General features: G+C 63.3%; 22 protein-coding genes and 2 pseudogenes. 12 read left to right on the plus strand and 12 right to left on the minus strand.

Annotated elements, in window-relative coordinates; translation table 11 throughout:
- Positions 1-47: 47 nt before the first annotated feature.
- The gene (locus NKG95_RS02495; protein WP_023720911.1) at positions 48-1,616 is read right to left on the minus strand and encodes an alkaline phosphatase family protein; all 1,569 of its coding nucleotides are present in this window, start codon (positions 1,614-1,616) and stop codon (positions 48-50) included.
- A 219-nt stretch (positions 1,617-1,835) separates the two neighbouring features.
- Between NKG95_RS02495 and NKG95_RS02500 the strand changes: the two genes are divergently transcribed.
- The 4 genes from NKG95_RS02500 (at position 1,836) to NKG95_RS02515 (ending at position 4,951) form a co-directional block, all read left to right on the plus strand.
- A complete protein-coding gene (locus tag NKG95_RS02500; protein WP_023720910.1) occupies positions 1,836-2,768 on the plus strand; it encodes a VOC family protein in 933 nt (310 codons plus the stop codon).
- A gap of 10 nt (positions 2,769-2,778) precedes the next feature.
- A complete protein-coding gene (locus NKG95_RS02505) occupies positions 2,779-3,414 on the plus strand; it encodes an alpha/beta hydrolase (RefSeq protein WP_023720909.1) in 636 nt (211 codons plus the stop codon).
- Positions 3,407-3,706 (plus strand): GNAT family N-acetyltransferase, encoded by a 300-nt coding sequence (locus NKG95_RS02510; RefSeq protein WP_352476216.1) that lies wholly within the window; start codon positions 3,407-3,409, stop codon positions 3,704-3,706. Before NKG95_RS02505 ends, NKG95_RS02510 begins: the two co-directional genes overlap by 8 nt.
- 186 nt (positions 3,707-3,892) lie before the next feature.
- Complete coding sequence (locus NKG95_RS02515) at positions 3,893-4,951, plus strand: dipeptidase (protein WP_353039856.1); 1,059 nt, start codon at positions 3,893-3,895, stop codon at positions 4,949-4,951.
- Between the two features lie 88 nt (positions 4,952-5,039).
- Here the strand turns inward: NKG95_RS02515 and NKG95_RS02520 are convergent, their stop codons facing one another.
- Genes NKG95_RS02520 through NKG95_RS02535 form a run of 4 tightly spaced genes read right to left on the minus strand, consistent with a single transcriptional unit; the run spans position 5,040 to position 9,768 of the window.
- Entirely contained in the window at positions 5,040-5,300 is a 261-nt protein-coding gene (locus NKG95_RS02520) for a hypothetical protein (RefSeq protein ID WP_023720906.1), read from the minus strand.
- A 2-nt stretch (positions 5,301-5,302) separates the two neighbouring features.
- Positions 5,303-6,535: an aminomethyl transferase family protein gene (locus NKG95_RS02525; RefSeq protein ID WP_353039857.1), complete on the minus strand. Its 1,233-nt coding sequence runs from the start codon at positions 6,533-6,535 to the stop codon at positions 5,303-5,305.
- Positions 6,536-6,587: 52 nt separating this feature from the next.
- Positions 6,588-8,162: a phytoene desaturase family protein gene (locus NKG95_RS02530; protein WP_353039858.1), complete on the minus strand. Its 1,575-nt coding sequence runs from the start codon at positions 8,160-8,162 to the stop codon at positions 6,588-6,590.
- Complete coding sequence (locus NKG95_RS02535) at positions 8,149-9,768, minus strand: phytoene desaturase family protein (RefSeq protein WP_352494202.1); 1,620 nt, start codon at positions 9,766-9,768, stop codon at positions 8,149-8,151. The genes NKG95_RS02530 and NKG95_RS02535 overlap by 14 nt, the downstream gene beginning before the upstream one ends.
- Positions 9,769-9,954: 186 nt before the next feature.
- Between NKG95_RS02535 and NKG95_RS02540 the strand changes: the two genes are divergently transcribed.
- The 6 genes from NKG95_RS02540 (at position 9,955) to NKG95_RS02565 (ending at position 15,459) form a co-directional block, all read left to right on the plus strand.
- A complete protein-coding gene (locus NKG95_RS02540) occupies positions 9,955-10,749 on the plus strand; it encodes a methyltransferase domain-containing protein (RefSeq protein ID WP_023720903.1) in 795 nt (264 codons plus the stop codon).
- A gap of 6 nt (positions 10,750-10,755) precedes the next feature.
- The gene (betI, locus tag NKG95_RS02545; RefSeq protein WP_031194530.1) at positions 10,756-11,472 is read left to right on the plus strand and encodes a transcriptional regulator BetI; all 717 of its coding nucleotides are present in this window, start codon (positions 10,756-10,758) and stop codon (positions 11,470-11,472) included.
- Between the two features lie 26 nt (positions 11,473-11,498).
- Positions 11,499-12,587 carry an ABC transporter substrate-binding protein gene (locus tag NKG95_RS02550; protein ID WP_352480842.1) on the plus strand — a complete coding sequence of 363 codons (1,089 nt, stop codon included), beginning with the start codon at positions 11,499-11,501 and terminating at the stop codon, positions 12,585-12,587.
- A 114-nt stretch (positions 12,588-12,701) separates the two neighbouring features.
- Positions 12,702-13,778 (plus strand): extracellular solute-binding protein, encoded by a 1,077-nt coding sequence (locus NKG95_RS02555; protein ID WP_352480841.1) that lies wholly within the window; start codon positions 12,702-12,704, stop codon positions 13,776-13,778.
- Complete coding sequence (locus NKG95_RS02560; protein ID WP_352480840.1) at positions 13,775-15,052, plus strand: flavin monoamine oxidase family protein; 1,278 nt, start codon at positions 13,775-13,777, stop codon at positions 15,050-15,052. Before NKG95_RS02555 ends, NKG95_RS02560 begins: the two co-directional genes overlap by 4 nt.
- A gap of 5 nt (positions 15,053-15,057) precedes the next feature.
- The gene (locus NKG95_RS02565; protein WP_352480839.1) at positions 15,058-15,459 is read left to right on the plus strand and encodes a hypothetical protein; all 402 of its coding nucleotides are present in this window, start codon (positions 15,058-15,060) and stop codon (positions 15,457-15,459) included.
- Positions 15,460-15,461: 2 nt separating this feature from the next.
- On the opposite strand, the gene NKG95_RS02570 is transcribed toward NKG95_RS02565, so the two are convergent.
- Genes NKG95_RS02570 through NKG95_RS02580 form a run of 3 tightly spaced genes read right to left on the minus strand, consistent with a single transcriptional unit; the run spans position 15,462 to position 18,310 of the window.
- On the minus strand, positions 15,462-16,535 hold the full coding sequence (locus tag NKG95_RS02570) for an ABC transporter ATP-binding protein (RefSeq protein WP_353039911.1): 1,074 nt from the start codon (positions 16,533-16,535) through the stop codon (positions 15,462-15,464).
- Positions 16,536-16,557: 22 nt separating this feature from the next.
- The gene (locus NKG95_RS02575; protein ID WP_353039859.1) at positions 16,558-17,382 is read right to left on the minus strand and encodes an ABC transporter permease; all 825 of its coding nucleotides are present in this window, start codon (positions 17,380-17,382) and stop codon (positions 16,558-16,560) included.
- Between the two features lie 10 nt (positions 17,383-17,392).
- Positions 17,393-18,310: an ABC transporter permease gene (locus NKG95_RS02580; RefSeq protein ID WP_353039860.1), complete on the minus strand. Its 918-nt coding sequence runs from the start codon at positions 18,308-18,310 to the stop codon at positions 17,393-17,395.
- Positions 18,311-18,606: 296 nt separating this feature from the next.
- On the opposite strand from NKG95_RS02580, the gene NKG95_RS02585 reads away from it, so the two are divergent.
- Positions 18,607-20,025, plus strand: a complete 1,419-nt coding sequence (locus NKG95_RS02585; protein ID WP_353039861.1) for an aminotransferase — start codon at positions 18,607-18,609, stop codon at positions 20,023-20,025.
- Positions 20,026-20,133: 108 nt separating this feature from the next.
- A pseudogene (locus tag NKG95_RS02590) lies at positions 20,134-20,908 on the plus strand (glucose 1-dehydrogenase).
- A 109-nt stretch (positions 20,909-21,017) separates the two neighbouring features.
- Here the strand turns inward: NKG95_RS02590 and NKG95_RS02595 are convergent.
- From NKG95_RS02595 to NKG95_RS02610, 4 genes and pseudogenes are all read right to left on the minus strand, one after another.
- Positions 21,018-23,548: pseudogene (locus NKG95_RS02595) on the minus strand (NAD-dependent epimerase/dehydratase family protein).
- A gap of 193 nt (positions 23,549-23,741) precedes the next feature.
- Positions 23,742-24,629 (minus strand): arginase family protein, encoded by an 888-nt coding sequence (locus NKG95_RS02600; RefSeq protein WP_353039862.1) that lies wholly within the window; start codon positions 24,627-24,629, stop codon positions 23,742-23,744.
- A gap of 355 nt (positions 24,630-24,984) precedes the next feature.
- Positions 24,985-25,485, minus strand: coding sequence for a DUF6496 domain-containing protein (locus tag NKG95_RS02605; protein ID WP_023678569.1), 501 nt, complete (start codon positions 25,483-25,485; stop codon positions 24,985-24,987).
- Positions 25,486-25,810: 325 nt separating this feature from the next.
- Positions 25,811-26,545, minus strand: a complete 735-nt coding sequence (locus NKG95_RS02610) for a phosphoribosyltransferase (RefSeq protein ID WP_353039863.1) — start codon at positions 26,543-26,545, stop codon at positions 25,811-25,813.
- Between the last annotated feature and the right edge of the window lie 187 nt (positions 26,546-26,732).

Genomic DNA, 26,732 nt, shown 5'->3' on the forward strand with positions numbered 1-26,732 from the left:
CATCTCAGTCGACAGGTAAGCCCGCGCCGGCAACGGCGCGGGCTTTCTCATGTCGACGCAAAAGGCAGGCCCGCGACATGGCCGGTAACGCCGTCATGCGTCAATTCGGCGAGCGCCAGCGACTGGTCGAGATGCTCGGCCCGCCAGGCAAGGAGCTTTTCGGCAAGTTCCAGCCGCGCCGGCCGATAGGCTGGGTCGTCCGCGACGCTGGTCACCTCGCCGGCGTCTTTCTCGAGGTCGAAGAGCAAGGGCGGCAGGCCACCGCCGAAATGCACATATTTGTACTTTTCCGTACGGATGACGGCGAGATTGCACTGGCGTTGACCGATGCCAAAATACCGTTCGGCATCACCATCCGCGATCGAGCGGAAATCGAACTCCCAATGGGCCGCGTCGCGCCAGGCGTCCGGCTCCGTCGCGTCCAGGAAAGGCGCCAGCGAGCGGCCGTCGAGATGCGGCAGCACTTCGCCGCCAGTGAGCTCGAGCAAGGTCGGCGCCAAATCCACCGCCTCGGTGAAGCGGTCGACGCTGCTGCCGACAGCCTTGCGGCGGCGCGGATCGCGAATGATCAGCGGAATATGGAAGCTGCCGTCGAAGAAGCCGCCCTTGCCCAGCATGAAATGGTCGCCCATCATCTCGGCGTGGTCGGAGGTCAGCACGATGACGGTGTCGTCCCATGCATCGGCCGCCTTGACTGCTTGCCAGACCCGGCCAAGCTGCGCATCGCTCTCCGAGATCATGCCGTAATAAAGCGCCCGGATGCGGCGAAAATTATCGTCGCCCCAGTCGCGCACCTTGCCCTCCGAGCCGGGCCGGAATTTCGACCGTTCCTGCCGGTCAAGTTCATAGGCGAGATAAGGGTGGCTTGCTGCTTCGGCCTGCCAGCTTTCGGCGCGGTCAAAAGCTGGACCGATGGCCAGATCGTACATGGCGTTGTAAGGCGCCGGCACGATGAAGGGTGGGTGAGGACTGATGAAGGAAAGGTGCGCGAACCACGGCGCATCGCGCTCCTGTTCGCCGAGCCAGCGGATAAATTCGCCGGCCAGGAAGGCCGACGGCGTTTCGTCCTTCGAATAGACGGGCGGGGCGTTGCTAACCCCGCCGTCGTTTTCCGGGATTTCACCCACCGGGAGATGGATGTCGGGGGAGCCGGCGCCGGCATCGACGCCGCGCGCCTTGAGCCATGACAGCCAAGGCTTCTGGTGCTCGGGCAGAAGCTGACGTACGGTGAAGCCGGGCAGCACGCCTTCATAGCTCTTCAGCTGCGGGTCGCCAGGCGCCAGCGTACGCGGATCGCGTGCCATATCAGTATAGCCGAACAGCGTCGGTTCATAGCCGAGGGCACGCGCCCGGAGCGCTATGTTGCCGTGGCGGGCGTCGAGCGGTGTGCCATTGCGGCAGACACGATTGTTCATCTGGTAGAGGCCGGTGTAGAGGCAGGCGCGCGCCGGCGAGCAAGGCGCGGCGCCGCCATAGTGCTTCTTGAAAAGAATGCCCTCTGCAGCCAACGCGTCGGCATTCGGCGTTCTTACCACCTTGTGGCCAGCAGCCGATAGGCAGTCGCCGCGCCACTGGTCGCAGGTGATCAGGAGAATGTTGGGGCGTTTTCCAATCAACCGCTATATCCTCATGCCGGCTACGTCGCTCATGGAGCGCAATTTCGGCGAATATGCAAGCCGGTCCAGTTTGCCGAATGGTGAACAAAACCTGTTTGATCGTTCACTTTAACAGCACAGTCCATTCTGTGTTTGCCATCTTTGCAGCCAGGAGCCGGATCCTCATATTTGCGTGGACAGCGGCAAGGGCCGCACCAGTACAAGGGAAGGAGCAGAAACATGCTCGACCAGGTCAAGGGCCTGCATCACGTCACCTCGATGGCCAGCGACGCGCGCCAGAACAATGAATTCTTCACCGGGACGCTCGGCCTGCGGCGGGTCAAGAAAACCGTCAATTTCGACGCGCCCGACGTCTACCACCTCTATTACGGCGACGAGGTCGGCATGCCCGGCTCGGTGATGACCTATTTCCCCTTTCCCAACATCGGCAAGGGCCGCCATGGAGTCGGCGAAGTCGGCACAACCACTTACTCGGTGCCCGAGGGCACGCTCGGCTATTGGGAGAAACGGTTTGCCGAGCAAGGTGTCACAGGGCTTTCTCGCGAGGAGACGTTCGGCGAGAAGCGTCTTGCCTTCGCCGGTCCCGACGGCGACGGTTTTGCGCTGGTCGAGGACAGAGCGGACAGCCGAGCGCCCTGGGCCAAGGGTGGCATTCCCACTGACGAGGCGATCCGCGGCTTTCACTCAGTGTCGCTCAGGCTGAAAGATAGTGGCGCCACCGAAGAGCTGCTGAAATTCATGGGTTATGAGGAGGTCGACAAGTCCGGCAATGTCAGGCGGCTAACGGTGAAGAACGGCAACGGCGCCGATGTCGTCGATATCGAATCGCTGCCAGGGGCCGGCTTCGCCAATCTCGGCGCCGGCTCGGTCCACCATGTCGCCTTCGCCGTCGAGAACCGCGCCAAGCAGCTCGAAGTGCGCAAGGCGCTGCTCGATACCGGTTATCAGGTGACGCCGGTAATCGACCGCGACTATTTCTGGGCGATCTACTTCCGCACACCGGGCGGCGTGCTGTTCGAAGTCGCTACCAACGAGCCCGGCTTCGACCGCGACGAGGACACCGCCCATCTTGGTGAGGCGCTGAAGCTGCCGTCACAACACCAGCATTTGCGGCCCTATCTCGAGCAGCATCTGCAGAAACTGGAAGACTGAGGGCAACGTCGTGAGTAAGGATTCGTATATTCACAAGGTGCTGCCCGGTTCGCCTGATGGACCGCTGCTCTTCGTCTTCCATGGCACCGGCGGCGACGAGGCCCAGCTTCTGTCGCTTGGACGCGATCTTGTGCCGCAAGCGACGATCGTCGCTCCGCGCGGCGATGTTTCGGAACAAGACGCTGCACGCTTCTTTCGCCGCGCCGGCGAGGGCGTCTACGACATGGGCGACCTCACGCGAGCGACAGAGAAGATGGCCGGCTTCGTCAAGGCACATGTCGAGGCGGCAAAGCCATCTTCGGTGCTCGGCCTCGGTTACTCCAACGGCGCCAACATCCTGGCCTCGGTGCTGTTTGCCGAGCCGTCGCTGTTCGACGCAACGGTGCTGATGCATCCGCTGATCCCGTTCGAGCCGGAGGTCAAGGGCAGCCTTGGCGGCAGTCACATCCTGGTCACCGCCGGCAGGCGGGACCCGATCTGTCCGCCTAATTTGACGGTGCGGCTCGAAGCCTATTTGCGCGCCGATGGCGCCGATGTCACAGTCGAGTGGCATGACGGCGGCCATGAGGTGCGGCCGAGCGAGATCGAGGCGGCGCGGCGGTTGTTCGCCGTGGCGCCGGACGAAAGGACCGCAAGCCATGTCTGACCTATTGCCGGAGATCGAACTGGAGGACCGCGGCTCGAAGGGCCGCTATCTCCTGCGTGGGCCGGGCGGCGCCGAGGCGGAGATGACTTTCACCAAGATCGGCGAGCACCAGATCATCATCGACCATACCGAAGTGCCGGATGCATTTCGCGGCCAGGGCGCGGGGCTTCGCCTGGTCACCCGTGCCGTCGAGGATGCGCGTGCGGCGGGCAAAACGATCATCCCGCTTTGCCCGTTCGCCAATGCCCAGTTCCGTCGCCATCCGGAATGGGCGGACGTGCTGAAGCGGTAAGAGACAGCCATCGATGAATGACAGGAGAAAGGGTGCGCGGCTTTACCGCGGGCCTCTTCGGCCATTGGAGGCGTACAAACACAGCGGCAACATGCGGGATTTGCGAAGAGCGCCCGTCTTGCCTAAGTATTGCCAACAAACCGGCTCGCCGTCTGCGGCCCGACCACTTCAACCGAATGGCCCTCCATGACCGAATCCGATCTCGTTCCCGTCTTCGACGGCCACAACGATACGCTGCTCAGGCTCTACCAGTCGAAGGATGCGGACGTCGAAAAGCTGTTCGTCGAGGGGACGCCGGGTGGCCATATCGACCTGCCGCGCGCGAAGAAAGGCGGATTTGCCGGCGGCATGTTCGCGATCTTCCCGCCGCCTGTCGAGAAATCCAAACGCGGCTCGGTGCCGCTGGCGCCGAGTGACAGCGAGCCCTTGCCGCCCGAGGTTCCGCGCGCCGATGCGCTCAACTCCACCATGGCGATGGCCTCGATCCTGTTCAGGCTGGAGCGGGCTTCGGCGCTCACCGTTTGCCGCAGCGCCGGCGACGTGAGGAAGGCGATGGCGCAAGGCTCGATCGCGGCGGTGTTCCATATCGAAGGGGTCGAGGCGATCGATCCTGAGCTCACCCTGCTTGACGTCCTCCACGCAGCCGGCCTGCGTTCGCTCGGTATCGTCTGGAGCCGTCCCAATGCCTTCGGCCACGGCGTGCCGTTCCGTTTTCCGGCGTCGCCCGATACAGGGCCAGGGCTGACCGATGCCGGCAAGGCGCTGGTGAAAGCCTGCAACCAGCTGAAGATCATGATCGATCTTTCGCATCTCAACGAAAAAGGTTTTCGCGACGTCGTCGAAATCAGCGATGCACCGCTGGTCGCGACCCACTCCAACGTGCACGCGATTTGCGGCCATTCGCGCAACCTCACCGAATGGCAGCTCGGCGCAATCCGCGACTCGGGCGGCATGGTCGGGCTGAACTTCGCCACCGGGTTCCTGCGTGAGGACGGCAGGATGAACGCCGACACCAGCCTCGACATCATGGTGCGCCATGTCGATTCGCTGCTGCAGGCGCTGGGCGAAGACGGCGTTGGCCTCGGCTCGGATTTCGACGGCGCCATGATTCCTGCCGTGATCGGCGACGTTGCCGGCCTGCCGAAGCTGCTCGACGCGTTCGCAGCACGCGGCTTCGGGCGCGCGTTGATCGAGAAGATCGCCTATCGCAATTGGCTCAGTATGCTGGAAAAGACCATCGGCTAGGGCACCCAAAAGTACGCTCCGCTCCGGTTCTCGGAACCCACAATTTTCGACTCGGCCTGACCTGAATCTCAACACGCCCCAGGGCGAGTTATTCAAAACCTATCCGTTTAAGCCAGTCCTGGCCAATGCCGCGATCGCGGATGATCGGCAGCGGATCGGTCGAGTCCAGCCTCGCACAAATGCGGTAGACCTCCAGCGTTTCAGCGCTCATCTCGCCGCGTTTGTAGAAGAACATGGCCGCGGCATAGCGGGTGCGGCCCGACCATTTTTCGCCGAGCGGCGTGTTGACCAGCTGCCACTGTTCGGCGGCTTCGGCGTCATCCTCATGACGTTCGGCTTCGTCGGACATGCTCAGAAATCCGCGGGCGGATTGGCGGTGCGGCGGTCGAGCCTGACGAACGGCCGCGCCACGATTTTGGCCCGCTTCATCAGCTTCTGGTACTGCAGCTCGCGCATGGCGTAGATCTCGACCCAGAGGTCGTCGACGATGGTCTCGCCGAACGGCCGCGTCAGCGAGGCGATGGCGATGTTGCGCTTGGCCATTGGCGACCACATGGCGGCGCTGACCAGCCCGACCTCCTGGCTTTTCCTGTGGTAGACGATCGCGTGCTCGGCCGGGATATTGCCCTCGATCTGCAACCCGACCAGGACATGGCGAAGACGCTTCTTCGCCCGTGCGTGGAGTATTGCGCGGCGGCCGTTGAAATGACCCTTTTCCAAGTCGACCATGAAGCCGAGGCCGATCTCGTCCGGCATGCGCAGGCGATCGGCGCGGATGGCATGCTCGGCGGTGACGAAATCTGCATTGGCGACGATCAGCCCGGCTTCGAGCCGGGCGCGGTTCAATGCGGCGTAGCCGATGGCGCGGATGCCGCGCAGCTCGCCCGCCGTCATCAGCCGATCCCAGAGGCTGAGCGCCTTATCCGTTTGCACGAACAACTCGTAGCCGAGATCGCCGGTGAAGCCGGTGCGCGAGATGGTGATGGTGACGCCGTCATGCGGAAACTCGGCGAGGTCGAATATTTTCAGTTTTTCTATACCTGCAAAATCTGCATCGCGCAGCACGGCAAAGGAGGTCGGGCCTTGCAAGGCGAGGCCGGCGACGGTTTCGGTCTCTTCTTCAACCGCCACGTCGAAGCCAATGGCGCTGTCCAGAAGCCACGGCAGATGCCGCTCCTGCGAGCACAGCCGGAACCGTGTCGGCGATAGCCGAAACAACGTGCCGTCGTCGAGGACAAAGCCCTGATCGTCGCACCAGGCGGTGTAGTTGACGCGGCCGGGCTTCAGCCTAGTCACGTCGCGCAATGTCAGGCGGTCGAGGAAGGTCTCGGCATCCGGTCCCTCGATGCGGTACTTCGTCATCGGCGAGATGTCGAACAGAGCGGCCTGGCTGCGGATGGCGAAATATTCGAGATCCTCGTCCCATAGGGAATGTGGGGCGCGATAGCCGGCCCAATTGTACCAGTCGTTCGTCTTCGCCAGCGCATCAATGCGCGCCTGGAACGGCGTGTCGAGGCGCAAACTGCGGAAATGGGATTGTGCCGCGATGCGGGCATCGGATGGGCCAATGGGCTGATGGTTCATCACGGCGTTCTTTCGCCGTGGAGCACGGTCTTGGCTCGTTGCACCATGACAGCTACCCCCTCACCGTAATGATGCGCCTTGCGGCATTCAGGCCCGGCACGCCGGAGACCCCGCCGCCCGGATGCGAGCCGGCGCCTGCAAGGAACAGCCCGTCCACCGGCGTGTCGTAGCCGGACCAGCCGGAGATCGGCCGTGACATCAGCATCTGGTCGGCCTGCAGTTCGCCGTGGTGCCAGTGCCCACCCGGCATCCGGTAGCGCGCCTCGATGTCGGCCGGCGTCAGCAGGTCGGCATGGAGCACGCTGCCGCCGATTCCCGGCGCATAAGCCTCGAGTTCAGCCATTAAGACTTTTAGGAATTTCGGCTTGCCGACGCTCCAGCCCTCTTTCAAGGCATAGGGGGCGTATTGCACCACCGCCGACCGCACGCAGGCCCCCTCGGGCGCGAGCGAGGCGTCCGACAGCGAGGGCAGCGTGATCTCCATCACCGGTTCGGGTGAGAACTCGCCATATTTCGACGGGTTGAAGGCGCGCTCGACATGATCGGTCGAGGGCGCGATGACGAGACGGCCACGGTGGCCGGCGGCATCGACGCCGACGAATTGCGGTGGCTGGTCGAGCGCCAGATTGAGCTTCGCAGCATCGCCCTTCATGCGGATATTGCCGACCTTGCGGACGAAGCCGGTGTCGACTTCACGCGGGCCGACAAGGTCGACCATGGTCGTCGCCGGGTTGATGGCGGACACGACCGTTGTCGCGCGGATTTCCTCGCCGCTGTCGAGCAGCACGCCGACGGCGCGGCCCTTCTCGACGATAATCTTTGCCACCGGCGTCGCGGTGCGGATGGTCACGCCGGCCTGTTGCGCCGATGCGCGAATGGCGGCTATGACGGCGCCCATGCCGCCCTTCGGCAGCATCTGCGCGCCGGCGGAACCGCCGGTCTCGCCGGCCAGGCGGTAATAGAGACCGAGCAGCGAGGTCGGCGAGCGCGGGCCAAGATGGCTGCCGAGCGTAGCGTCGAAGGCAAGCAGGCCCTTCAGCCGGTCGTCGGCAAGCTGCTCGTCGAGCAGGTCGGCAACGTTCATCAACAGCACGCGCAGGAAATCGCGCATGTCCTCCTTGCCAAGCTTCTTCAGCGCCAGTCCGGTTTGGCCGAGCGCTGCCGTGTTGGCGAGCGACATGGCGCCGAGATCGGGCGGCCGGCGTGACAAGAACAGCTTCAGGATGCCGGCGTAGCGCAGCAGCTGTGCCCGCAACTCCTTCCAGGCGGACTGCTCGGCAGGACTGGTGCCGGTCAGCACCTCGCCATAGGCGCCATGCAGGAAAAGCGGCGGACCGCTTTTCGCCAGCACCACCGACGGCGCGAAGTCGCCGCGTGCGACCTGCAGCCCGTGCTTCTCCAGCTCCAATACCTTCACCACATCGGGGTGCAGCCGGTTCAGCAGATGGGCGATCGACGAAACACGAAATCCGGGCGCGAATTCCTCCGTGCGCGCGGCGCCGCCGACCTCGCCGGCGGCTTCCAGCACCAGCACCTTGCGGCCGCTCTTCGCCAGAACGGCGGCGGCGACGAGGCCATTATGGCCGCCGCCGATGACGACAACATCCCATTTGTCAGATGACGTCATGGGCCGGGCTCATATGCTGATTTGGCTTGGCGAGATCACGCAGGATCTCGGCGGCGGCATTGCGGCCCGGCGCGCCCATGACGCCGCCACCGGGATGGGTCGAGGAGCCGCAAATGTAGAGTCCATCGACCGGCGAGCGGTATTGTGCGTAGCCCGGCACGGGGCGGTTGAACAACAACTGGTCGAAGGTCAATTCACCCTGGAAGATATTGCCTTCGGTGAGGCCGACCTCGGCCTCGATCTCGCGCGGCGTGCGCACTTCCATGTGGACGATGCGGTCGCGGAAGCCCGGCGAATAGTCCGATATCTGCGCGATCACGCTTTCGGCAAAGCCGTCGCGGTCGGCGTCGGTCCAGCCGCGGCCGTCCACCTTCGGTGGCGCATATTGCACGAAGCAACTCATGAAATGCTTGCCGGGTGGAGCCATGGTCGGGTCGAGCGTCGTCGGGATCACCATGTCGAGGAAAGGATCGGCCGACCAGCGCCCGGCCTTCCAGTCGTCATAGGCACGCTCCATGCGCTCGATCGAATCGGTGAAATGCATGTCGCCACAATAGACGGGCGAATCCTTCGGCAGCGCCGGGAATTCCGGCAGTGAATCGAGCGCGATGTTGACCTTGCCTGACGAGCCGCGGATCTTGAAATTCCTGACCCGGCGCAGGAAAATCTCGGGCAATTCCTTTTCCTCGACCAGCTTGAGGAAGGTGCGCTTCACGTCGGCGTTGGAAACCACGAGCTTGCCGTATATTTCCTCGCCGCCGGCCAGCACCACGCCATTGGCCTTGCCGCGCCGGATCAGCACATGGTCGACCTCGGCGCCGGTACGGATGGTGCCGCCCGAAGCCTGGAAGGATGCGGCGAGCGCCTCGGTGACCGCGCCCATGCCGCCGCGCGCATAGCCCCAGGCGCCGACCGAGCCGTCGACCTCGCCCATATAATGATGCAGCAGGACATAGGCGGTGCCGGGCGACATCGGCCCGAGCGCGGTGCCGATGATGCCGGACAAAGCGAAATTCGCCTTGATCACGTCGGTCTCGAAATATTCGTCGAGAAAGTCGGAGATCGACATGGTCCAGAAGCGCAGCGTCAGCGCCATTTCCTCCGCAGTGAGCCCCGTGAACTTCTTGCCGAGATAGAGCAGTTCGCCAAGGTCGCGCGGCCGCAGGCTGGTCGGGTCGGGCGCCGTGCGCATCAGCAGCGGCTGGATGAAGCGGCACTGCCGCGTCACGTCGCGGGCATAACGATCATAGGCCTCGGCATCGCGTTTGGAGAACCGCGCGAATTCGCGCCGGTGGGCATCGTGGTCGCGGTAGTTGGCGAGATAGTCGCCATCGCGGGTGAACACCGCGCCGCCCTCATAGGAGATCACCTGCAGGCCGAAGCGCGGCAGCTCGAGGTCGCGCATGATCTCCGGGCGGAACAGCGAGCAGACATAGGAGCAGTTGGAATAGAGGAAGCCGGGCGTCAGCTCGCGGCTGGTGGCGGCACCACCGACCCAGTCGTTCTTCTCGACGACCAGCACGTCGAGCCCGGCACGCTGCAGGTAGCAGGCATTGACCAGCCCGTTATGCCCGCCGCCGATGACGATCGCGTCCCAGCTCTTCACTTTGGCCCAGCCTTCATCGTGCCCGACCTTCTTTTCGTGTGATGCGCCCCCAATAAGCCGAATTTCGCACGAAGACGGTCATCCTGTCCAGCCATATTGAATGAATGTTCAACAAATGATGTTGCGTTTTCGTGTTTATGCGCTAGGCTTTGGCTCATTCGAGGATAGCCTTGGGACCAGGGTTTGATGATCGAAACGGCAGAGGCCGAACCGGAGTATGACGACACCGCCATCCGCTTCCTCGAGGCGCTGTGGGGCGACGGCTATTTGTCGCCGGGTGGGCCAGAAGAGGTCGACCGGGTCGTCGAAGGGCTGTCGCTTGCGGGCAAGACAGTCCTCGACATGGGCTGCGGTTCCGGCGGCATCACGCTGCATCTCATCGAGCGTCACCGCGCGGCCCACCTCACAGGCTTCGACGTCGAACGGCCCGTGATCGAGACGGCCAGGAAGCGGGCCGCTGCGCGCGGGCTCGCGCGTCGCGCCGATTTCATCCAGGCGGCGCCAGGACCGCTGCCTTTTGCCGACGGTGCCTTCGACGTCGTATTTTCCAAGGACGCGCTGCTGCACGTGGCGGACAAGGATGCATTGTTCGCCGAGATATTCCGCGTCCTGAAGCCTGGCGGCGTCTTTGCCGCGTCGAACTGGATGATCTCGCATGATGGCGAGCCGTCGCCCGAGATGAAGGCCTATGTCGCCGCTGAAGGCCTGTCCTTCGCCATGGCATCGCCGGCCCGCTATGTGCAGGCGATGCGCCAGGCCGGCTTTGCCGACATCACCGTGCGCGACCGCAATCCCTGGTATCGCGAGATCGCGGGGGAGGAGCTGAACCGCTTGAAGGGGCCGCTCTACCCGGTGGTCGCGGCTGCCGTCGGCGCGGCCTATGTCGACAAGAATATACGAACCTGGGAAGCCATGCAGAAGGTGCTTGACACAGGCGAGCACCGTCCCACTCATCTTCGCGGCCGAAAGCCGGTTGGCTAGCCGGCGATGCTGGAGACCATCAATCCCATGAAGACAACAGAGGCGCGCGAAGCCCTCCTCGAGGCGACGCGAAAGAGCGACACCGAAAAGCGTGGCCGCAAGGCGTCGAAAGAGACCAGGCAGCTTCAACTGATCGAAGCGACGATCGATTCACTGGCCAAGCGCGGCTATTCGGATACGACGATGGCCGACGTTGCCGACGGTGCCGGCCTGTCGCGCGGCATCGTCAATTTCCATTTCGAAAGCAAGGAGAAGCTGCTCGTCGCGACTTTGCAATACATGTATGACGAGTATTCGGCGCATTGGCGCAGCGCCTTGCAGAAGGCCGGCGATGATCCCGCCCGCCAGTTGCAGGCATTGGTCGCGGCCGATTTCGACCGCTCGATCTGCAACAAGCGCAAGCTGGCGGCCTGGTGTGCGTTCTGGGGCGAAGCCAAATCGCGGCCGACCTATCAGGCGCTGAGCAGCGCACGCGACGCCGTCTATCAGAACATCTTTATCGACCTTTGCGCGACGCTCAAGCAGAGCGGCGGCTATTCTTATGAGCCGCAGGTGATGGCGCTGGCGCTCAGCGCCATGCTGGAGGGACTGTGGCTGCGGCTGATGATGGGCACCGAAGACACCACGCGCGAGACTGCGCTGCAGGCCGCGAACGCGTTCCTGTCCGCGGCATTTCCCAAGCATTATCCGTGGCCGACAGCCGGCGGTGCCAAGCCGGCGTGAAACAATCAAAAGAGGATGGAACAGCAATGAAGACAATGACGCGACGCCCGACGCTGACATTGACGCTGACATTGGCATTGGCCGGAGCGCTCGCCGCTTCGGCGGCGGCGCTGGCTGCGGACAGGGATCTCGTCGTGTTCGACTGGTCTGGCTACGAGGAGCCCGGCTTCCATCCGAAATATGTCGAAAAGAACGGCGATTCGCCGACTTTCACCTTCTTCGGCGACGAGGACGAGGCGTTCGAAAAGGTCCGCTCCGGTTTCAAGGCCGATCTTGGCCATCCCTGCTCGCAAAGCGTGGTGAAATGGCGCGAGGCCGGCCTGCTGCAGCCGCTCGACACCTCGAAGATATCAGGCTGGAAAGACCTCAATCCCGGCATAATGGCGATGAAGGATCTCGCCACCACCGCCGACGGCAAGGCCTGGTTCATGCCTTGGGACTGGGGCAACACGCAGCTGACCTACAATTCCGACAAGATCGATGCGAAGGACGTGCAGTCGTTGAAGGCCTTCGCCGATCCGAAGTTCAAGGGCCGGGTTTCCGTCGGTGACAATGTCGACGACGCCTACGCGCTGGCCAGTCTCGCCATCGGCCTGAAGGACTGGACCAAGATGACGGACGACCAGTTCAAACAGGCATCAGGCTTCCTGCGCCAGGTGCACAAGAACGTCCGCTCCTACTGGACCGACTCAACCGATATCGTGCAGCTGTTGAGCGGCGGCGAGGTCGATCTCGCATGGGCCTGGAACGACGCGACGGTGCAGTCTGTCGCCGCCGGCGTGCCGATCAAGGCCAAGAAGGACACCGACGAGGGCATTTCGACCTGGGTCTGCGGCTATGTGCTGTTCAAGGATGCGCCCGGCAATGCCGACAAGGCCTATGATTATCTCAACGCCGTCAACGATCCGGAAGTCGCCAAGGTCCTGGTCAAGGACTGGGGCTACGGCCAGGCCAATGCCAATGGCATGGCCGGCGTCGACCAGGTGGTGCTAAAGGAGAAAGGCTATGACGACGTGCAGAAGTTCGTCGACAAGACGCTGTTCCAGTCGCCGGTTCCATCCGATCTCAAGCTCAAGATGATCGCCGAGTTCGAGAAGATCAAAGCCGGCTACTGAGCTCTCCTCGCTTGGCCCGTCTGCCCACGGACATAGCGGGCGGACGGGCTCGCCAAAGCTCCCGAATTCTCCTAACGTCGCCGCGGTGTTTCCCGCGATGAGGAGCTTTGCGCCATGAATTCCGTGCTTCGCCGCCTGGCCATCGCCGCGGCCTGCGCAATCGGCGCAGGCACAGTCGCGGCACTTGCGGCAGGCGGCGGCGACCTCGTCGTGTTCGACTGGTCGGGCTATGAGGACCCGCTGCTGCATCCGGCCTACACCGCCGAACAAGGCGCCGAGCCGACCTTCGCCTTCTTCGGCGACGAGGAAGAGGCCTTTCAGAAAATGCGGGCCGGCTTCAAGGCGGACATTGCGCATCCCTGCTCGCAAAGCGTGGTGAAATGGCGCGAGGCCGGCATGCTGCAGCCGCTCGACACCAGCCGTATCGCCGGCTGGAAGGATCTCAATCCCGGCATCATGGCGATGAAGGATCTCGCCACCACCGCTGACGGCAAGGCCTGGTTCATGCCTTTCGACTGGGGCAATACGGCCCTGCTTTACCGCACCGACAATGTGACGCCGGATCAGGCGCAGTCGCTCAGGATCTTTGCCGATCCGAAGTTCAAGGGGCGCGTTACCATTGGCGACAATGTCGACGACGCCTACGCGCTGGCCAGCCTGGTCATCGGCCTCAAGGACTGGAACAAGATGACCGACGCGCAGTTCAAGGACGCCTCGGCATTTCTGCGTGACGTGCACAAGAACATCCGCTTCTACTGGACCGACGACACCGATATCAATCAGGCCTTCTCCGGCAACGAGGTCGATCTCGCCTGGGGCTGGAACGAGACTTTCGTCACCCTCAAGGGCCAAGGCGTGCCGATCGCCATGAACCGCGATACCAAGGAAGGCCTGTCGACATGGGTGTGCGGCTATGTGCTGATGAAGGACGCACCGGGTGATCTCGACCAGGCCTATGATTTCCTGAACGCTGTCAATGCGCCTGCTGTATCCGACTATCTGGTCAAGACGTTCGGCTATGGCCATGGCAACGCCGCTGCCATGGCGGCGATCGATCCCAAGATCCTGGCCGAGCGCGGCTTCGACGATCTCGACAAGTTCCTCGACAAGACGCTGTTCCAGCAGCCGGTGGCGCCGGAGCTCAAGCAGCGGATGATCGCCGAATTCGAGAAGATCAAGGCCGGCTATTGACGTCCGAGATCGAACGAGCCGAGGTGGTCGTCGTCGGCGCCGGCTTCACCGGCCTGTCGGCGGCGCATGAGCTGAACAACGCTGGCGTCGATTTCGTGCTGCTCGAAGCCCGCGACCGCGTCGGCGGACGCGTCGAAGCCATGCCGAACGGGCTCGGCGAGCGCATCGACAGCGGCGGCCAGTTCCTGTGCGAGGACATGCCCGAACTGATGGCGCTGGTGCGGGCACGCGGCAAGACGCTGGTCGGGACGCATTTCGCCGGCGAATTCATCACCCAACCGCGGATGAGCGAGGCGCAAGCCGAGCGCACTTATGGCACCGCCATGCGAATACGCGAGCGGATGAACGCGATTGCACCGGACGATCCGGCCATTGCCGGTTTGACCGTCGCGGCATGGCTCGATCGCCAGAATGATCCCGATGAAGCCAAGGCGGTCTTTCATTCGCTGATCGAGGGCCTTTGGTGCCTGGCAATGGAAAGGCTGCCGCTGTGGTACCTGATCGACAACGACCGCCGCATCACCAACGAGGTGTCGGAACTGCAGTATTTCGTGCGCGAAACCATGCATTCGCTGGCAGACGACCTGGCCCGCGACCTCGGTGGTCGCCTGCGGCTGAACACGCCGGTCAAGACCATCGAGCGTCGAGCGGAAGGGGTTCGCGTCGTCTCGGCCGCAGGCTCAATCGAGGCGCGAGCGGTGCTGGTCGCAGTCCCGCCGATGATGGCGTCGAGACTGGATTTCGTACCGCTGCTGCCGGCTGCGCTGGAAGCAGCGCTCGGCGTCTGGCAAAGCGGCGCGGTAATCAAGATGCTGGCGCGTTATCCCACGGCCTTCTGGCGCGACAGGGGCTTGAGCGGCATGGTGATGTGGCGCGATCCGCACGGGCTTTTTGCCTGCGACGCCGGCAATGACGACGGTCATCCAGCACTTGTCGTCTTCATCGGCGGGCCGCTGGCCCGGCGCTGGCGCGAACTGGGCGAGGCGGAACTGCGCGCTAAGGTGACGTCAAAACTGGAGCAAGCGCTCGGCGCCGAGGCGGCCGGCTTCTCCGATCTCAGCTACCGTGACTGGACGGACGATCGCTGGAGCGGTGGCGGCTACAGCGACCTTATCGTCGATGCGACGGCAACCAATGCCGAACGCATCATCCGCGCCGGCGCGCCGCCGGTCCATTTCGCCTCGTCGGAGCTGTCGCCGTCATTCCCAGGCTATGTCGAGGGTGCAATCGTCGCCGGGCGAAAAATGGCGCGGCGGTTGATCGAGGAGATCTGAGCGGTATGAAAACGGTCTCGAAGATCGTACTCACCGGTGCGGTCATGGCAGTTACAGGATTTGCGGCTGGCTATTATTCGGCGCCCCACCCAATCGAGATTGGTGAACTCGACAATACCTTAAAGAAGGTCTGCGAATACTCGGCAAGCTCACTTAAAGCTGACCTTCAGGGCGGCTGGCCGATCAACTCATTTGCTGTTTGGAAGTCCGGCGACCGTGCGCATTATCACGTGCTTAGCCAATTGGGTAATCTCAAGTGCGGGTTCGACCCGGAGCTTACAGTCGTCTATTTGCAGAACCATGGATTGGTCGACATTGATGATCTTAAAATGCTGCTGGAGGATTCAAAGAAGGCAGGCGACAATCGATTAAGTGACTATCTGTCCGCCGAATTGGAGGTGAGATAGCGTCAATCTGCCATCGCCACCAAGGCCTCTGGGTCGTAGGCGAGGCGGATCGTGGTGCCGACCGGAATGTCGTCGGCGCCGAAGTCGTTGGTCTCGGTCACCGACAACGGCTTTTCCAGCCCTGGTATCTCGACGATCAAATGGGTGATCTCGCCAAAATAATGGCGCTCGACCACCTTGCCGGCGACCTCGAATTTTGCCGTCGCATCGTCCCACAGAACGCGCAGGCGCTCGGGCCGGATGCCAAGCGTCGCGGCGGTGCCATTGCGCACAAAAGCTTTCGGCTTGTCGGTCTTGACGCGGCCGAAGCCCAGCGTGTCGAGCACCAGCGAGGCGCCGTTCTCCTCGACGATCTCGGCCTTGACAAAATTCATGCCGCCGAGAAAATCGGCGACCTGGCGATTGACCGGCCGCTGGTAGATCTCCTTCGGCGATGCGACCTGCGCAATCATGCCGCCGAACATCACTGCGATGCGATCCGACATGGCCAGTGCCTCATATTGGTCGTGGGTTACCAGGACAAAGGTGATGCCAACCGCCTGCTGCAGACGGCGCAGCTCGACCTGCATCTGCTCGCGCAATTTCTTGTCCAGCGCCGACAGCGGCTCGTCGAGCAAAAGCACTTTTGGCCGCATCACCAGCGCACGAGCCAGCGCCACGCGCTGACGCTGGCCACCGGAAAGCTCGGTGGTGAGACGCTTGCCGAGGCCGGTCAGCGACACCTGGGCGAGGGCTTCTTCGACACGGCGCCTTTCCTCCGTGCCGGCGAGCTTCAGCCGCTTCAAGCCATAGGCGACGTTCTGCTCGACATTGAGGTGCGGGAAGATGGCGTAGCTCTGGAATACCATGTTGGTCGGCCGGCGATTGGCGGGAATACCCTCCATCGGCTGGCCATCGACCGAGATCGAGCCGCTGGTCGGGTTGTCGAAACCGGCGATCATGCGCAACAGCGTGGTCTTGCCGCAGCCGGACGGGCCAAGCAGCGAAAAGAATTCGCCCTCCCTGATGGTCAGCGAGGCGTCGTCCAGCGCCTTGAACGAACCGTAGCTGCGCGTGACGTTGCGGACCTCGATCATAGAGCGCTCGGTGTGAGGCCGCTCAGGCATGGAAGGCACCCTCGTTCTGGGTGCGCCTGGCCGCGCGGCGGCGCAGGATTTCAGCAATCGTCATCAAAAGAAACGAGGCAACCAGCAACAGCGTGCCCAGCGCCAGCACGCCGGGCAGTTTCGCGGCGAAACGCAACTGGCCCCAGATATAGATCGGCAGCGTCGCTTCGGTGCCGGTCAGGAAGAAGGCGATGAGGAATTCATCGAGCGAAATGGTGAAGCAGACGAGCAGGCTGGAAATGATCGCCGGCGCGACCATCGGCAGCGTCACCCGCCGAAAGGTGCCGAACGCGCTCTCGCCGAGATCGGCGGAGGCTTCCTCCAGGCTGCGGTCGAAGCCCTCGAAGCCGGCGGTCAGCACCGTCATCGAATAGGGAACGCAGACCAGGACGTGGCTAAGCACGACGGTGAACAGCGACAGGCTCAAACCGAGTTGCAGGATCACTAGCAGCAAGGAGATGGCAACGATGATTTCGGGCAGTACCAGCGGCGCCATGATCAGGCCGTTCATGGCGCGACGGCCGGGATAGCGGTAGCGGGTGATCGAGCGGGCGGCGAGGATGCCAAGAACGGTCGACAGGATGGAAGCCGATACCCCGACGACCAGGCTGTTCCAGGTGGCGTCGAGCAGCGCCGGCGTGCGCGGCAGGTCCTGGTACCATTTCAAGGTGAAGCCGGAGAGCGGGAATTTCGGCGTCGCGGCGGTGTTGATGGAGAAGATCGGCAGGAAGATGACCGGCAGATAGAGAAACACGACGTAGAAGAACGCATAGGCCGGCAGCAAGCGGCCGGGCAGCAAGCGGCGCATCGCCGTCATCGCGCCAGCCTCATCGTGCCAGCCTCTGGGCGGTACGGATGATCAGCACCGTGGCGCCGGCCATCAGCGTGACGATCAGCATCGTGGTGACGGAGAGTGCCGCACCCAGCGGCCAGTTCGACGCCTTGCCGAATTGCGCCTGGATGGCATTGGCGATCATGACGCCGTCCTTGCCGCCGACAAGCTTCGGCGTGACGTAATCGCCGACCGTCGGGATCATGACGATCAGCGCTGCCGAAATGATGCCGGGCGCCGAAAGCGGCAGCGTCACGCGCAGGAAGGAACGGACGGGGCCATCGCCGAGGTCCGTGGCCGCCTCGACCAGCGTGCGGTCGATTTTTTCCAGCGAGACGAAGATCGGCAGGATGGCGAAGGCTGCCCAGGCGTGGGTCAGCGTGATGATGACGGCAGTCGAATTGTAAAGCAGCGCGGTCGACGGCTCGTCGATGATGCCAAGGCCCATCAGGCCGGAATTGAGCACGCCATTATAGCCGAGGATGACCTTCCACGACATCACCCGCAGCAGATAACTGGTCCAGAACGGGATGGTGATCAGGAACAGCCACAGGCTCTTGTGGCGGCCGCCGTGGAACGAGATGAAATAGGCGATCGGATAGGCGAGCACGACCGTGAAGAAGCTCGCCGTCAGCGAGATGTAGAGCGAGCGCCACAGCAGGTCGCGATAGATCGGCTCGGTCAGTGCAAGGCGGTAGTTTTCCAGCGTGAAGGTATGGTCGACAGTGAGGTAATTCTGCGTCCAGAAGGAGTGCGCGATGACCGCCAGGATCGGCAGCACCAGAAGTATCAGCGCATAGACGAAGGTCGGGCTGATCAGGGCAAGACCCTGGACGGGTTCTGATTGCAGAAGGGCGTTTCGCCTCGCCCGCATCATGCCGAAAGCGGGCGACCCTTCCGCGGCCGCCGTCATTGCAGGCCCTCGGGCAGGGTCCCCGGCGTGATTTCGGTTGCTGGCGCGGACTGTCCTGCCATGCGGCATCCCATTGCTGGAACCGGCTATCTGTTCCCAATTTTATGCCCAGGCGCTATCGCGCTCCGAGCTTGCCGGCTTTCTTCATCATGCGCGCATCGGCGGATTGAAATCAAGCGCTATTTCTGCAATATTGATTGAACGGCCATTCAAAATGAACGAAGAAAGCCGAGCTTTCCTGGAGCGTGAACCAGCTTCGTGTCCGGTGAAATTGCGGCATACAATGCGAGGCGAAGATGGCGGCGGTAAGAGATATCACTTCGACCGAAATGGCCGGAGCCGGCGCTCAGGATGCCGTCGAACTGGCCAAGCGCCATCTTGTCCAGCCCTGGCCGTTCGCCGGCTCGGTCGGCGCGGAGGCACGCGCCCTGATCGGCGCGGGCGAGGGCATATATATCACCGATGCCACCGGCAAGAGGCTGATCGACGGGCCGGCCGGCATGTGGTGCATCAATGTCGGCCACCGTCGCGAGGAGCTCGCCAAGGTGATGTACGACCAGGCGATGGCGCTGTCCTACAACACGCCGTGGTACACGATGAACGCGCCGTCGGCGGAACTGGCCATGCGCATCGCCGGCCACGCGCCGGGCGATCTCAGCCATGTTTTCTTCACCACCGGCGGCTCCTCGGCGGTCGAGACGGCGCTGCGCTTCATGCAATTTTACAACAATGTGCGCGGTCGCCCGGAAAAGAAGCTGATCCTGAGCCGGGGCGGCGCCTATCACGGCTCGACCTATCTGTCTGCTTCGCTTAACGGGCGTCCGCGCGACCGTGACTGGATGGACGGCGCCGACGAGCTGGTCGTCAAATTGTCCTCACCCGATCCGTTCCGCCGTCCGAAGGGCATGAGCGTTGCCGCTTTCACCGATGCGCTGGTCGCTGAATTCCGCGATATGGTCGCCCGTGTCGGCGCCGACAGGATCGGTGCTTTCGTCGGCGAGCCGGTGCAGGCGTCGGGCGGCGTCATCGTGCCGCCGGAGGGCTATCTCCAGCGCATCCGGACGATCTGCCGCGACAACGACATCCTCTACATTTCCGACGAGGTGGTGACCGCGTTCGGCCGGCTTGGCCATGTCTTTGCCTCCGGCGAGGTGTTCGGCATCGAGCCCGACATGATCACCTTCGCCAAGGGTGTGACCTCAGGCTATTTCCCGCTCGGCGGCGTCATCCTTTCGGAACGGCTGCTGGAGGAGCTGCGCCGCTCGAACCATCCAGACGCCATGTTCGGCCATGGCCTGACCTACACCAGCCATCCGGTCGGCTGCGCGGTGGCGCTGAAGAACCTCGATATTCTGGAAGAAAGCGTGCTGGCCCATACGCGCGAGGTCGCGCCCTACTTCCAGGCGCAACTGAAGACGCTGGAGGAATTGCCGCTGGTCGGTGAGGTGCGCGGCATGGGGCTGATGGGCTGCGTCGAATGCGTCGCCGACCGCGACAGCAAGGATCCACTGCAGCTCGACAAGGATGTCGGCAAACGCATCGACGCGCATTGCCACGAGCTCGGCCTGTTGGTCCGGCCACTGATCAACATGTGCGTGATGTCGCCGCCATTGATCATCACGCGCGAGCAGATCGACGACATGGTGTCGATCCTGCGCGAAGGCATTTCGCGCACGATGGACGATCTGCGCAGGGAAGGCGTCTGGCGGGGATAAGCGTTTATCGCCGGCAATCTCGCCATTGCTGACAGCGGTCGTCCGCGCTTACGATGTGCGGCAGGGCCTCGATCGCCTGCATCTGGCCGCATCTCTGGGAAACAAACATTGACCGACCTATCGGACCTGTTCGGCCTCGCCGGCAAAACCGCTTTCATCTCCGGATCGAGCCGCGGAATCGGCTTTGCCATGGCGAAGGCGCTGGCGAGCGCCGGCGCGACGGTGATCATCAATGGGCGGGACGAAGACCACGTTCAAAAGGCACTCGGATCGTTGGCCGAATCCGGTATCCAGGCGATCGGCTCCACCTTCGACGTGACCGTGGCTGAAGACGTCGAGCGTGAAATCGGCAGGCTGGAAGCAGAGCGCGGCCCGATCGATATTCTCGTCAACAATGCCGGCATGCAGCACCGCGCGCCATTCGCCGATTTCCCGCTCGACATGTTCGACAGATTGATGCGGACAAACCTTTACAGTGCATTCTATGTCACCCGGCCGGTGGTCCGCTCGATGATGGCCCGCAAGACCGGATCCATAATCAACATATGTTCGGTGCAAAGCGAACTGGGGCGTTCCTCGATCGTGCCATACACGGCATCGAAGGGTGCGATGAAAATGCTGACCAAGGGGCTTGCCACCGAGCTTGGCCCACACGGCATCAGAGTCAATGGTATCGGCCCAGGCTACTTCCGGACAGAACTGAACGAGGCGCTGGTGCAAGACGCCGAATTCTCGCGCTGGCTGGTCGGGCGCACACCGCTGGCAAGGTGGGGCGAAGTCGACGAACTGGGCGGCGCCGCGATCTTCCTGGCTTCCGACGCATCGAGCTTCATGACGGGCCCAGATCATCTATGTCGACGGCGGCATGACCGGCTCGGTGTGAGCGCGGGCGTCGCGGTCGCCGTTGGGGCACGATCAGGGCGCCGCGCCGCCATCCTTTGGCTAGCTTCGGCGATCCCTCATCTCGACACGTCCAGCGCTGCTGAACATCCTTAGACGATGGCCCGGTCCCAACCGCCATAATGCGCGGCGCTGCGCGTGCCGCGCGGCAGGCTGAGCCCGACCAGCAGCGCTCCGATCGCCAGATTGGCTAGGCTCGCCGCCGCACCGCCGGCGAGGATAAAGGGAGAGAGGGCGATCCAGGCTCCAAGCGCGATGTTCAGAAAGCGGACGGCGCGCGCCACTTCGGCCATCGCCGTAACGGCGACCATGATGACCAGGCAGCCGGTGACATGGTCGCTGAAGTAGAGCGGCGGGCTTGTGCCGAAGGCGAGCGGCGTGATCATCAGCAGGGCGCCGGCGAGGGTGCTGGCGACTAGGGTCCATGGGAAGTTCACACCGCCGGTGACGAAGTCCCGCGCCACTTCCGACAGCGGCCGGTCGAGATCCGGCGCCGGCGTCTGGTCCTCCGAAAGTGCCGGGCCTCCGCACCAGAATGTGCGCCAGAACGGCTCTCCCGCCTGTTTCGCACGCCAAAGATACTGGCAGCTCGCCAGCACCTCGTCGACCGAATAGGGGATGAGCACGACGGTGACGGCAGCCTGGACGATGCAGAGCGTGCACAGCGCTCCGATGAGCGGCGGCTGGATGATGATGAAGCTGACGCTGACCACGCCGAGCGGGACGACCAGCAAGCCGAACAAAAGCACCATCCACGGTATCGTGCGCCAGCGGCGGCGGTCGCCGATCGCGCCGGCGAGGATGTCCAGCGCATAGGCAAAGGCGCCCAGCCCGGCATCGGCGATCGGAAAGCCCTTGGAGACCCAGGAGGTGACTACCGCCTCGCTGCCATTGCCGGCCGGCGTTTCGCCCGGGCCGAAGAACGGTTCCCAAAGGCCATCGATATGGCCAAGCTGATAGGCAGCGAGATAACGCGAGACGAACAGGCCGACAAAGGCGAGGCCGATTATGGGAATGCGCTGGGTGAAGAGCGAGGGCGAATAGCTCCAGCCGAGCGGCCGGTCGTCATCGGCGGCAAGGGCACGCCGGCTGATACCCGGCGTTGGCGGGACCATCACCGCGAACGCGACGATCAGCATGCCGGCCAGCGTGTCGGTCGCGTAGGCTCCGGCGCTGGTGGTCCAGAACAGGAGCGGCGCGAACATCACCCAAACCCCGATCGAGGCGGTGATCCATTGCAGTCCGTGCCAGCGCCGGCGCATGCCTACAAGCGCCAGCGACAGGATGGCGAGGCCGGATACGATCTCACTGATGCCGAGCCTGCCGTCGCGCGTCTCCGGCGAGGCGATCTCATGTCCGAGCGCCGGCGGAATCGGTGCTGAAGCGGGATCGAACAGGCCGAGCGTGAAGGGCGCCGCCACGAGCCACAGTCCGATGGCAACATTGGTCAGTGGCGCCCAGAGCGTTGCGGCCCGGTGGCGTTCGGTTTCCACCTCGACCTCGTCGTCCGAGCGCTCGAGCGGACGCCGCAGCCTTGCGGCGGCCTGGTCGAGCTCGGGCGCGGAAGCGGCGACCGCCGGCGGTTCAAGCTTGTTCTTCTTGTACCAGTCGGTGGGATCCGCCTTCAGCCGCCGGATCATTTCCGGCAAGGTAGCGGTCAGGCTGTGCCGCGGCTTCCAGCCAAGCAGCCGCCTGGCGCGGGAGATGTCGATCTCGTAGTGATCGTCGGCGTTCTCGATCATCCATGGCTTGATGTCGGTCTCCTGGTCGAAAACCTTCTCCTGCATCCAGGCGCCGAGCTTCGTCACCTCCTTGGGCAGGGACAGGTCCGCCAGATCTCGCCATGCAGGAGCCGCCCAATCTGCTTCTGCATCTCGTCGTAGGACGGCGTCTGCTCTTCGCCGATCAGCAGTACGGTCTCGTCGGGAAGCTCGCTGCGCCGGTCGACGGTGCGCACTACGGCGTCGACGAGGTCGTCCAGGTGCAGGTAAGGCTGTCCGGTGGTGATGTCGCCGGTGAAAAGATAGGCGGTCGGCATGCGCTCGAAAATGCGGGCGATCTGCTGGGCGATGAAGGCGGCGTGGCAATCCTCGTCATAGACACCCGCCAGTCGCAGGATCGCAACCTTGATGTCGCCGTGCTCCTTCAGGATCAGTGTCTCGGTCTCGGCCTTCGATCTCGGATAGGCCCAGGCCGGATCGATCGGCGATCGCTCGTTGATCTTGGCGCCCTTCGCCGGGCTCGGCGCATGCACCAGCAACGTGCTCGAAAACACGAACTGCTCCGTCTCGAGCCCCCTCAGCGCGTTCAGCAGCCGGCGCGTTCCCTCGACGGTCACCGCGCCGTATTTCGGATTATCCTCGCCGGTCGTGTCGTAATAGGCCGCGAGATGGATCACCGAGGCAATGCGGCCGCCACTCCGTTCGCGCACCTCGGCCAGCGCCTTCGCCGCGCTCGTATCCGAGGTAAGGTCGATCTCGATCGTCTCGACGCCGGGCAAGGACCGCCTGGCAACATCAAGGCCGATGATGTCGTGGCGCTCCGTCAGGCCGCGAGCGATGGCCTGGCCCAGAAACCCGCTGCTGCCTGTGATCAGGACGGTGGGACGGGTTTTGCCGGTCATGGCGAATCTCCTTGGCGGTAGCGAGATGAAAGGGGCCAAATGCTTTCAGTCGCACACTCGGAACCATGTTCGTTGAGAACGGTTCCCGATGAGGTGGCATCACGGAATGGATGCGCGCGGCGATCCGTCAGACCGACTGCATTCGCTCCGGCGGATTGCATTCGTGCACAAGTGCAGGACGACTGCCATTGGCCTACCGGTCGCGAAGTGCAGCAGTCAGAATGTCGATCAGCAGCTTGCCGCAGCGACGATCTGGATCGCGGTCGGGATCATAGATCGTCACCTCCATCCCAATCACGCGTGAATCATTGCACCATGTGCGAAGAGCTTCGACGGCTTCGTCGGGCAAGACACCGCCGGGTTCCGGCGTATCGACAGCCGACATGATCTCGCTGTCCAGCACGTCGACATCGAAGTGAACGAATACACCCTCGACGTCCTGCCCTGCGACCGCGTCAAGCGCTACGCGTGCAGCATCGGCGACGCCGCGCCGCCGCACTTCAGCCAAATCCATCCGGTGAACATCGGTGTCGAAGACGGCCTTGGACGTGTAAGTCGCGGGGTCCTGCACATCGCGATAGCCAAACGCGACTACATCGGCCTCACGGACCAAAGGAGTGTGCTCGCCGAAATCGGTCAGGAGCTTCGGTCCATGGCCGGTCACGAAGGCCAAATCCATGCCCGCGGCTCCCTTTGAGGGCGAGGTATCCGGCAATTTGAAATCCGTGTGCCCATCGAAGAAGATAAGGCCGTAGCGGCCACGACGCCGCAGCGCTAGCGCGGGGCCAAGCAACACGCTGCAATCGCCGCCGAGTATGAGCAGGAACCCTCCCGAGTTCAGCTCCTCGCCGACGGCTTCGGCAAGCGTCTCGGAATACTGGCGCAGCGCCTGGGCATTGCGCACGCCCGTCGCAGGGTCCACCTCAGGCCGATAGGGCGGAGCCCGAACCGTGCGCAACGGACCGGCGCCCAAACGGTTGGCGAGACCAAGCGATTGAAGTACCTCCGGCGCCTTCCATGCGCCGGGCTCCGGCTCACCCTCCTGCGGCATCAGCCCAAGATTAGAGGGCGCGCCGAGCAAAGCGATATGTCTCGCCTGAGGGGTGGTTCGTGGCATTGTCGTGCTGGCTACTGAGGACATGATCAGAGTTCTCCGCGTTGTGGGCAATAGGCATCTGCTCAAGAAACAGGCTGCGCTTTCCTCCCGGTCTCCCGTCGGCTTTGCCGCCGAGTACCTCCGGGGCCTTGCCGCCGAATACCTCTGGGTCGGTGTTACGCGTAAGGGAACATTTCGAGCGAAGACGTCGATGTTGTCCCGCAGATGCAGTCACTGATTCGCCTTGGGCAGCGGCACCGTCCCATGCTGCAGGAGCGGAGCTCGATACCGGTCGTTTGGGCCATATCGGGTTTCCTAGAGCCGAACTGCCATCTTTGAACTATGCGTGGTGTGCCCGCGTTCTGGCGGCCTTTTGCGCCGCCGCCTTCCTTCCGCTGGCGCCTTTCGTCTCGGCGGCTTTCTTTGCGGCTGCGGAACGCTCCTCAGCCGTCCGGCGCGAGGCCGCACGCTTTGCCTGCTGCGCCAGCGCCTCGTGCGACGCTGTGCTCTTCGGCTCGTGCTCGAGCACCTTGGAGACGGCTTTCGAGACCCGCGGGCGGCGTTTCGGCGTGCGTTCGCCCTGGCCGGCCTCATAGGCGTATTCGGCGCTTTTGCGCGTGCTCTCCTTCACCTTGCCCTTTTTGGGCGGGGGCAGGTCTACGCCTGCGCGTCTCGCCTCGGAAAGCCCGATGGCGATAGCCTGCTGGGTCGAGCGCGCGCCGTGCTCGCCGCGGCGGATTTTATCGATCTCCTCGTGCACGAACTCGCCGGCCTGCGTGCTCGGCGATTTGCCCTCGCGCTTGTCCTTTCGGGCCTTCTCGATGGTTTTCTTGTCCGGCATTGTCTTTCTCCCAACTAGGGGTTGCGACAGCCATTTGGGTTGCAGCTGCGCGCTGTTTTACGAGGACCTTAACGCGTTGAGGACGCAAATGATCCCGGGACTGGTGATCCAACCTCCAGCTGTCAGGACGTGGACGCCGATCTGTCCGAAATCAGATGGCGCAAGAACCATCGGCTCGCGAGATCCGCGACTTCGTCCAGCGCTGCCATGGGCGAAGAGCACAAGGCCGCGGGCATCCGGGGCAACGAAAGATTGCCCTCGAGCGTGATAGGCCCCGCGGGAACATGCACGACGTGCTCGCTATCCCGGTCCATATCCACCTCCGCTATGTCGATCTGATGCCAGGCGCCGGACCCGCACTCGCATGCCCAGCCAATTCCTCTTCGGAAGCGGCAGGCTTGTCGGAAGCGGCAGGCTTGGGCACGGACCTGGCGAGGAGCGCGCGGACCTCTTCATCGCTCGTCTGTGAGAAATCCACGTACCACCGCCCGACACCGAGCAGCGGCTCTGGTGTCGTCGCGCAAACGACCTCGTCTGCGTCCGCCCGCATCGCGGCGCAAGTGTCGGGGCTACCGACGGGAACGGCCGCGACGATATGGGCGGCGTGGTTTTTTCGCAGCGCCTTGATCCCGGCCCGCATGGTCGATCCGGTCGCAAGCCCGTCATCCACGAGGATAATGGTTCGTCCGTTCAACTGCGGTGGGGGCCGCCCGTCCCTATAGAGGTGCTCGCGGCGCAGAAGCTCTTTTTCCTCCGTTGCGGCGACTGTGTCGATGACATGTGGCGGGATCGCGAGACTGCTGACGATTTCGTCGTTGAGGACGCGTACGCCGAAGGGCGCGATCGCTCCCATGGCCAGCTCCTCGTGACCGGGGACGCCGAGCTTGCGCACGACGAAGACGTCGAGCGGTGCCTTGAGCGCCTGCGCGACCTCGTAGCCGACCGGCACGCCGCCTCTGGGCAGCGCCAACACGGTCACGTCGTCGCGCCCGGCAAAGCGAACGAGCTCTCCGGCGAGTCGCCGCCCGGCCTCGCGGCGATCTGAAAAGATGATAGCCATGATCTTCAATCCGCGTGCATCTGTTTTTCCGGTGGATGTTTTTCACCAGCCTGCGGCGACATCCCGTGGGATGGCTGCGACGCCGGTTACCGTTTTGGAACTCGCTCGCTGCCTGGACGTTCCAAGAATAGTTTCGATCGCGAGGTGCCGGCACGTGCATTGGCGCGGGATCGAGAGGATAGCGATC

It is taken from the genome of Mesorhizobium sp. M1423 (assembly GCF_040317575.1).
In the GTDB taxonomy this organism is placed as follows: domain Bacteria; phylum Pseudomonadota; class Alphaproteobacteria; order Rhizobiales; family Rhizobiaceae; genus Mesorhizobium.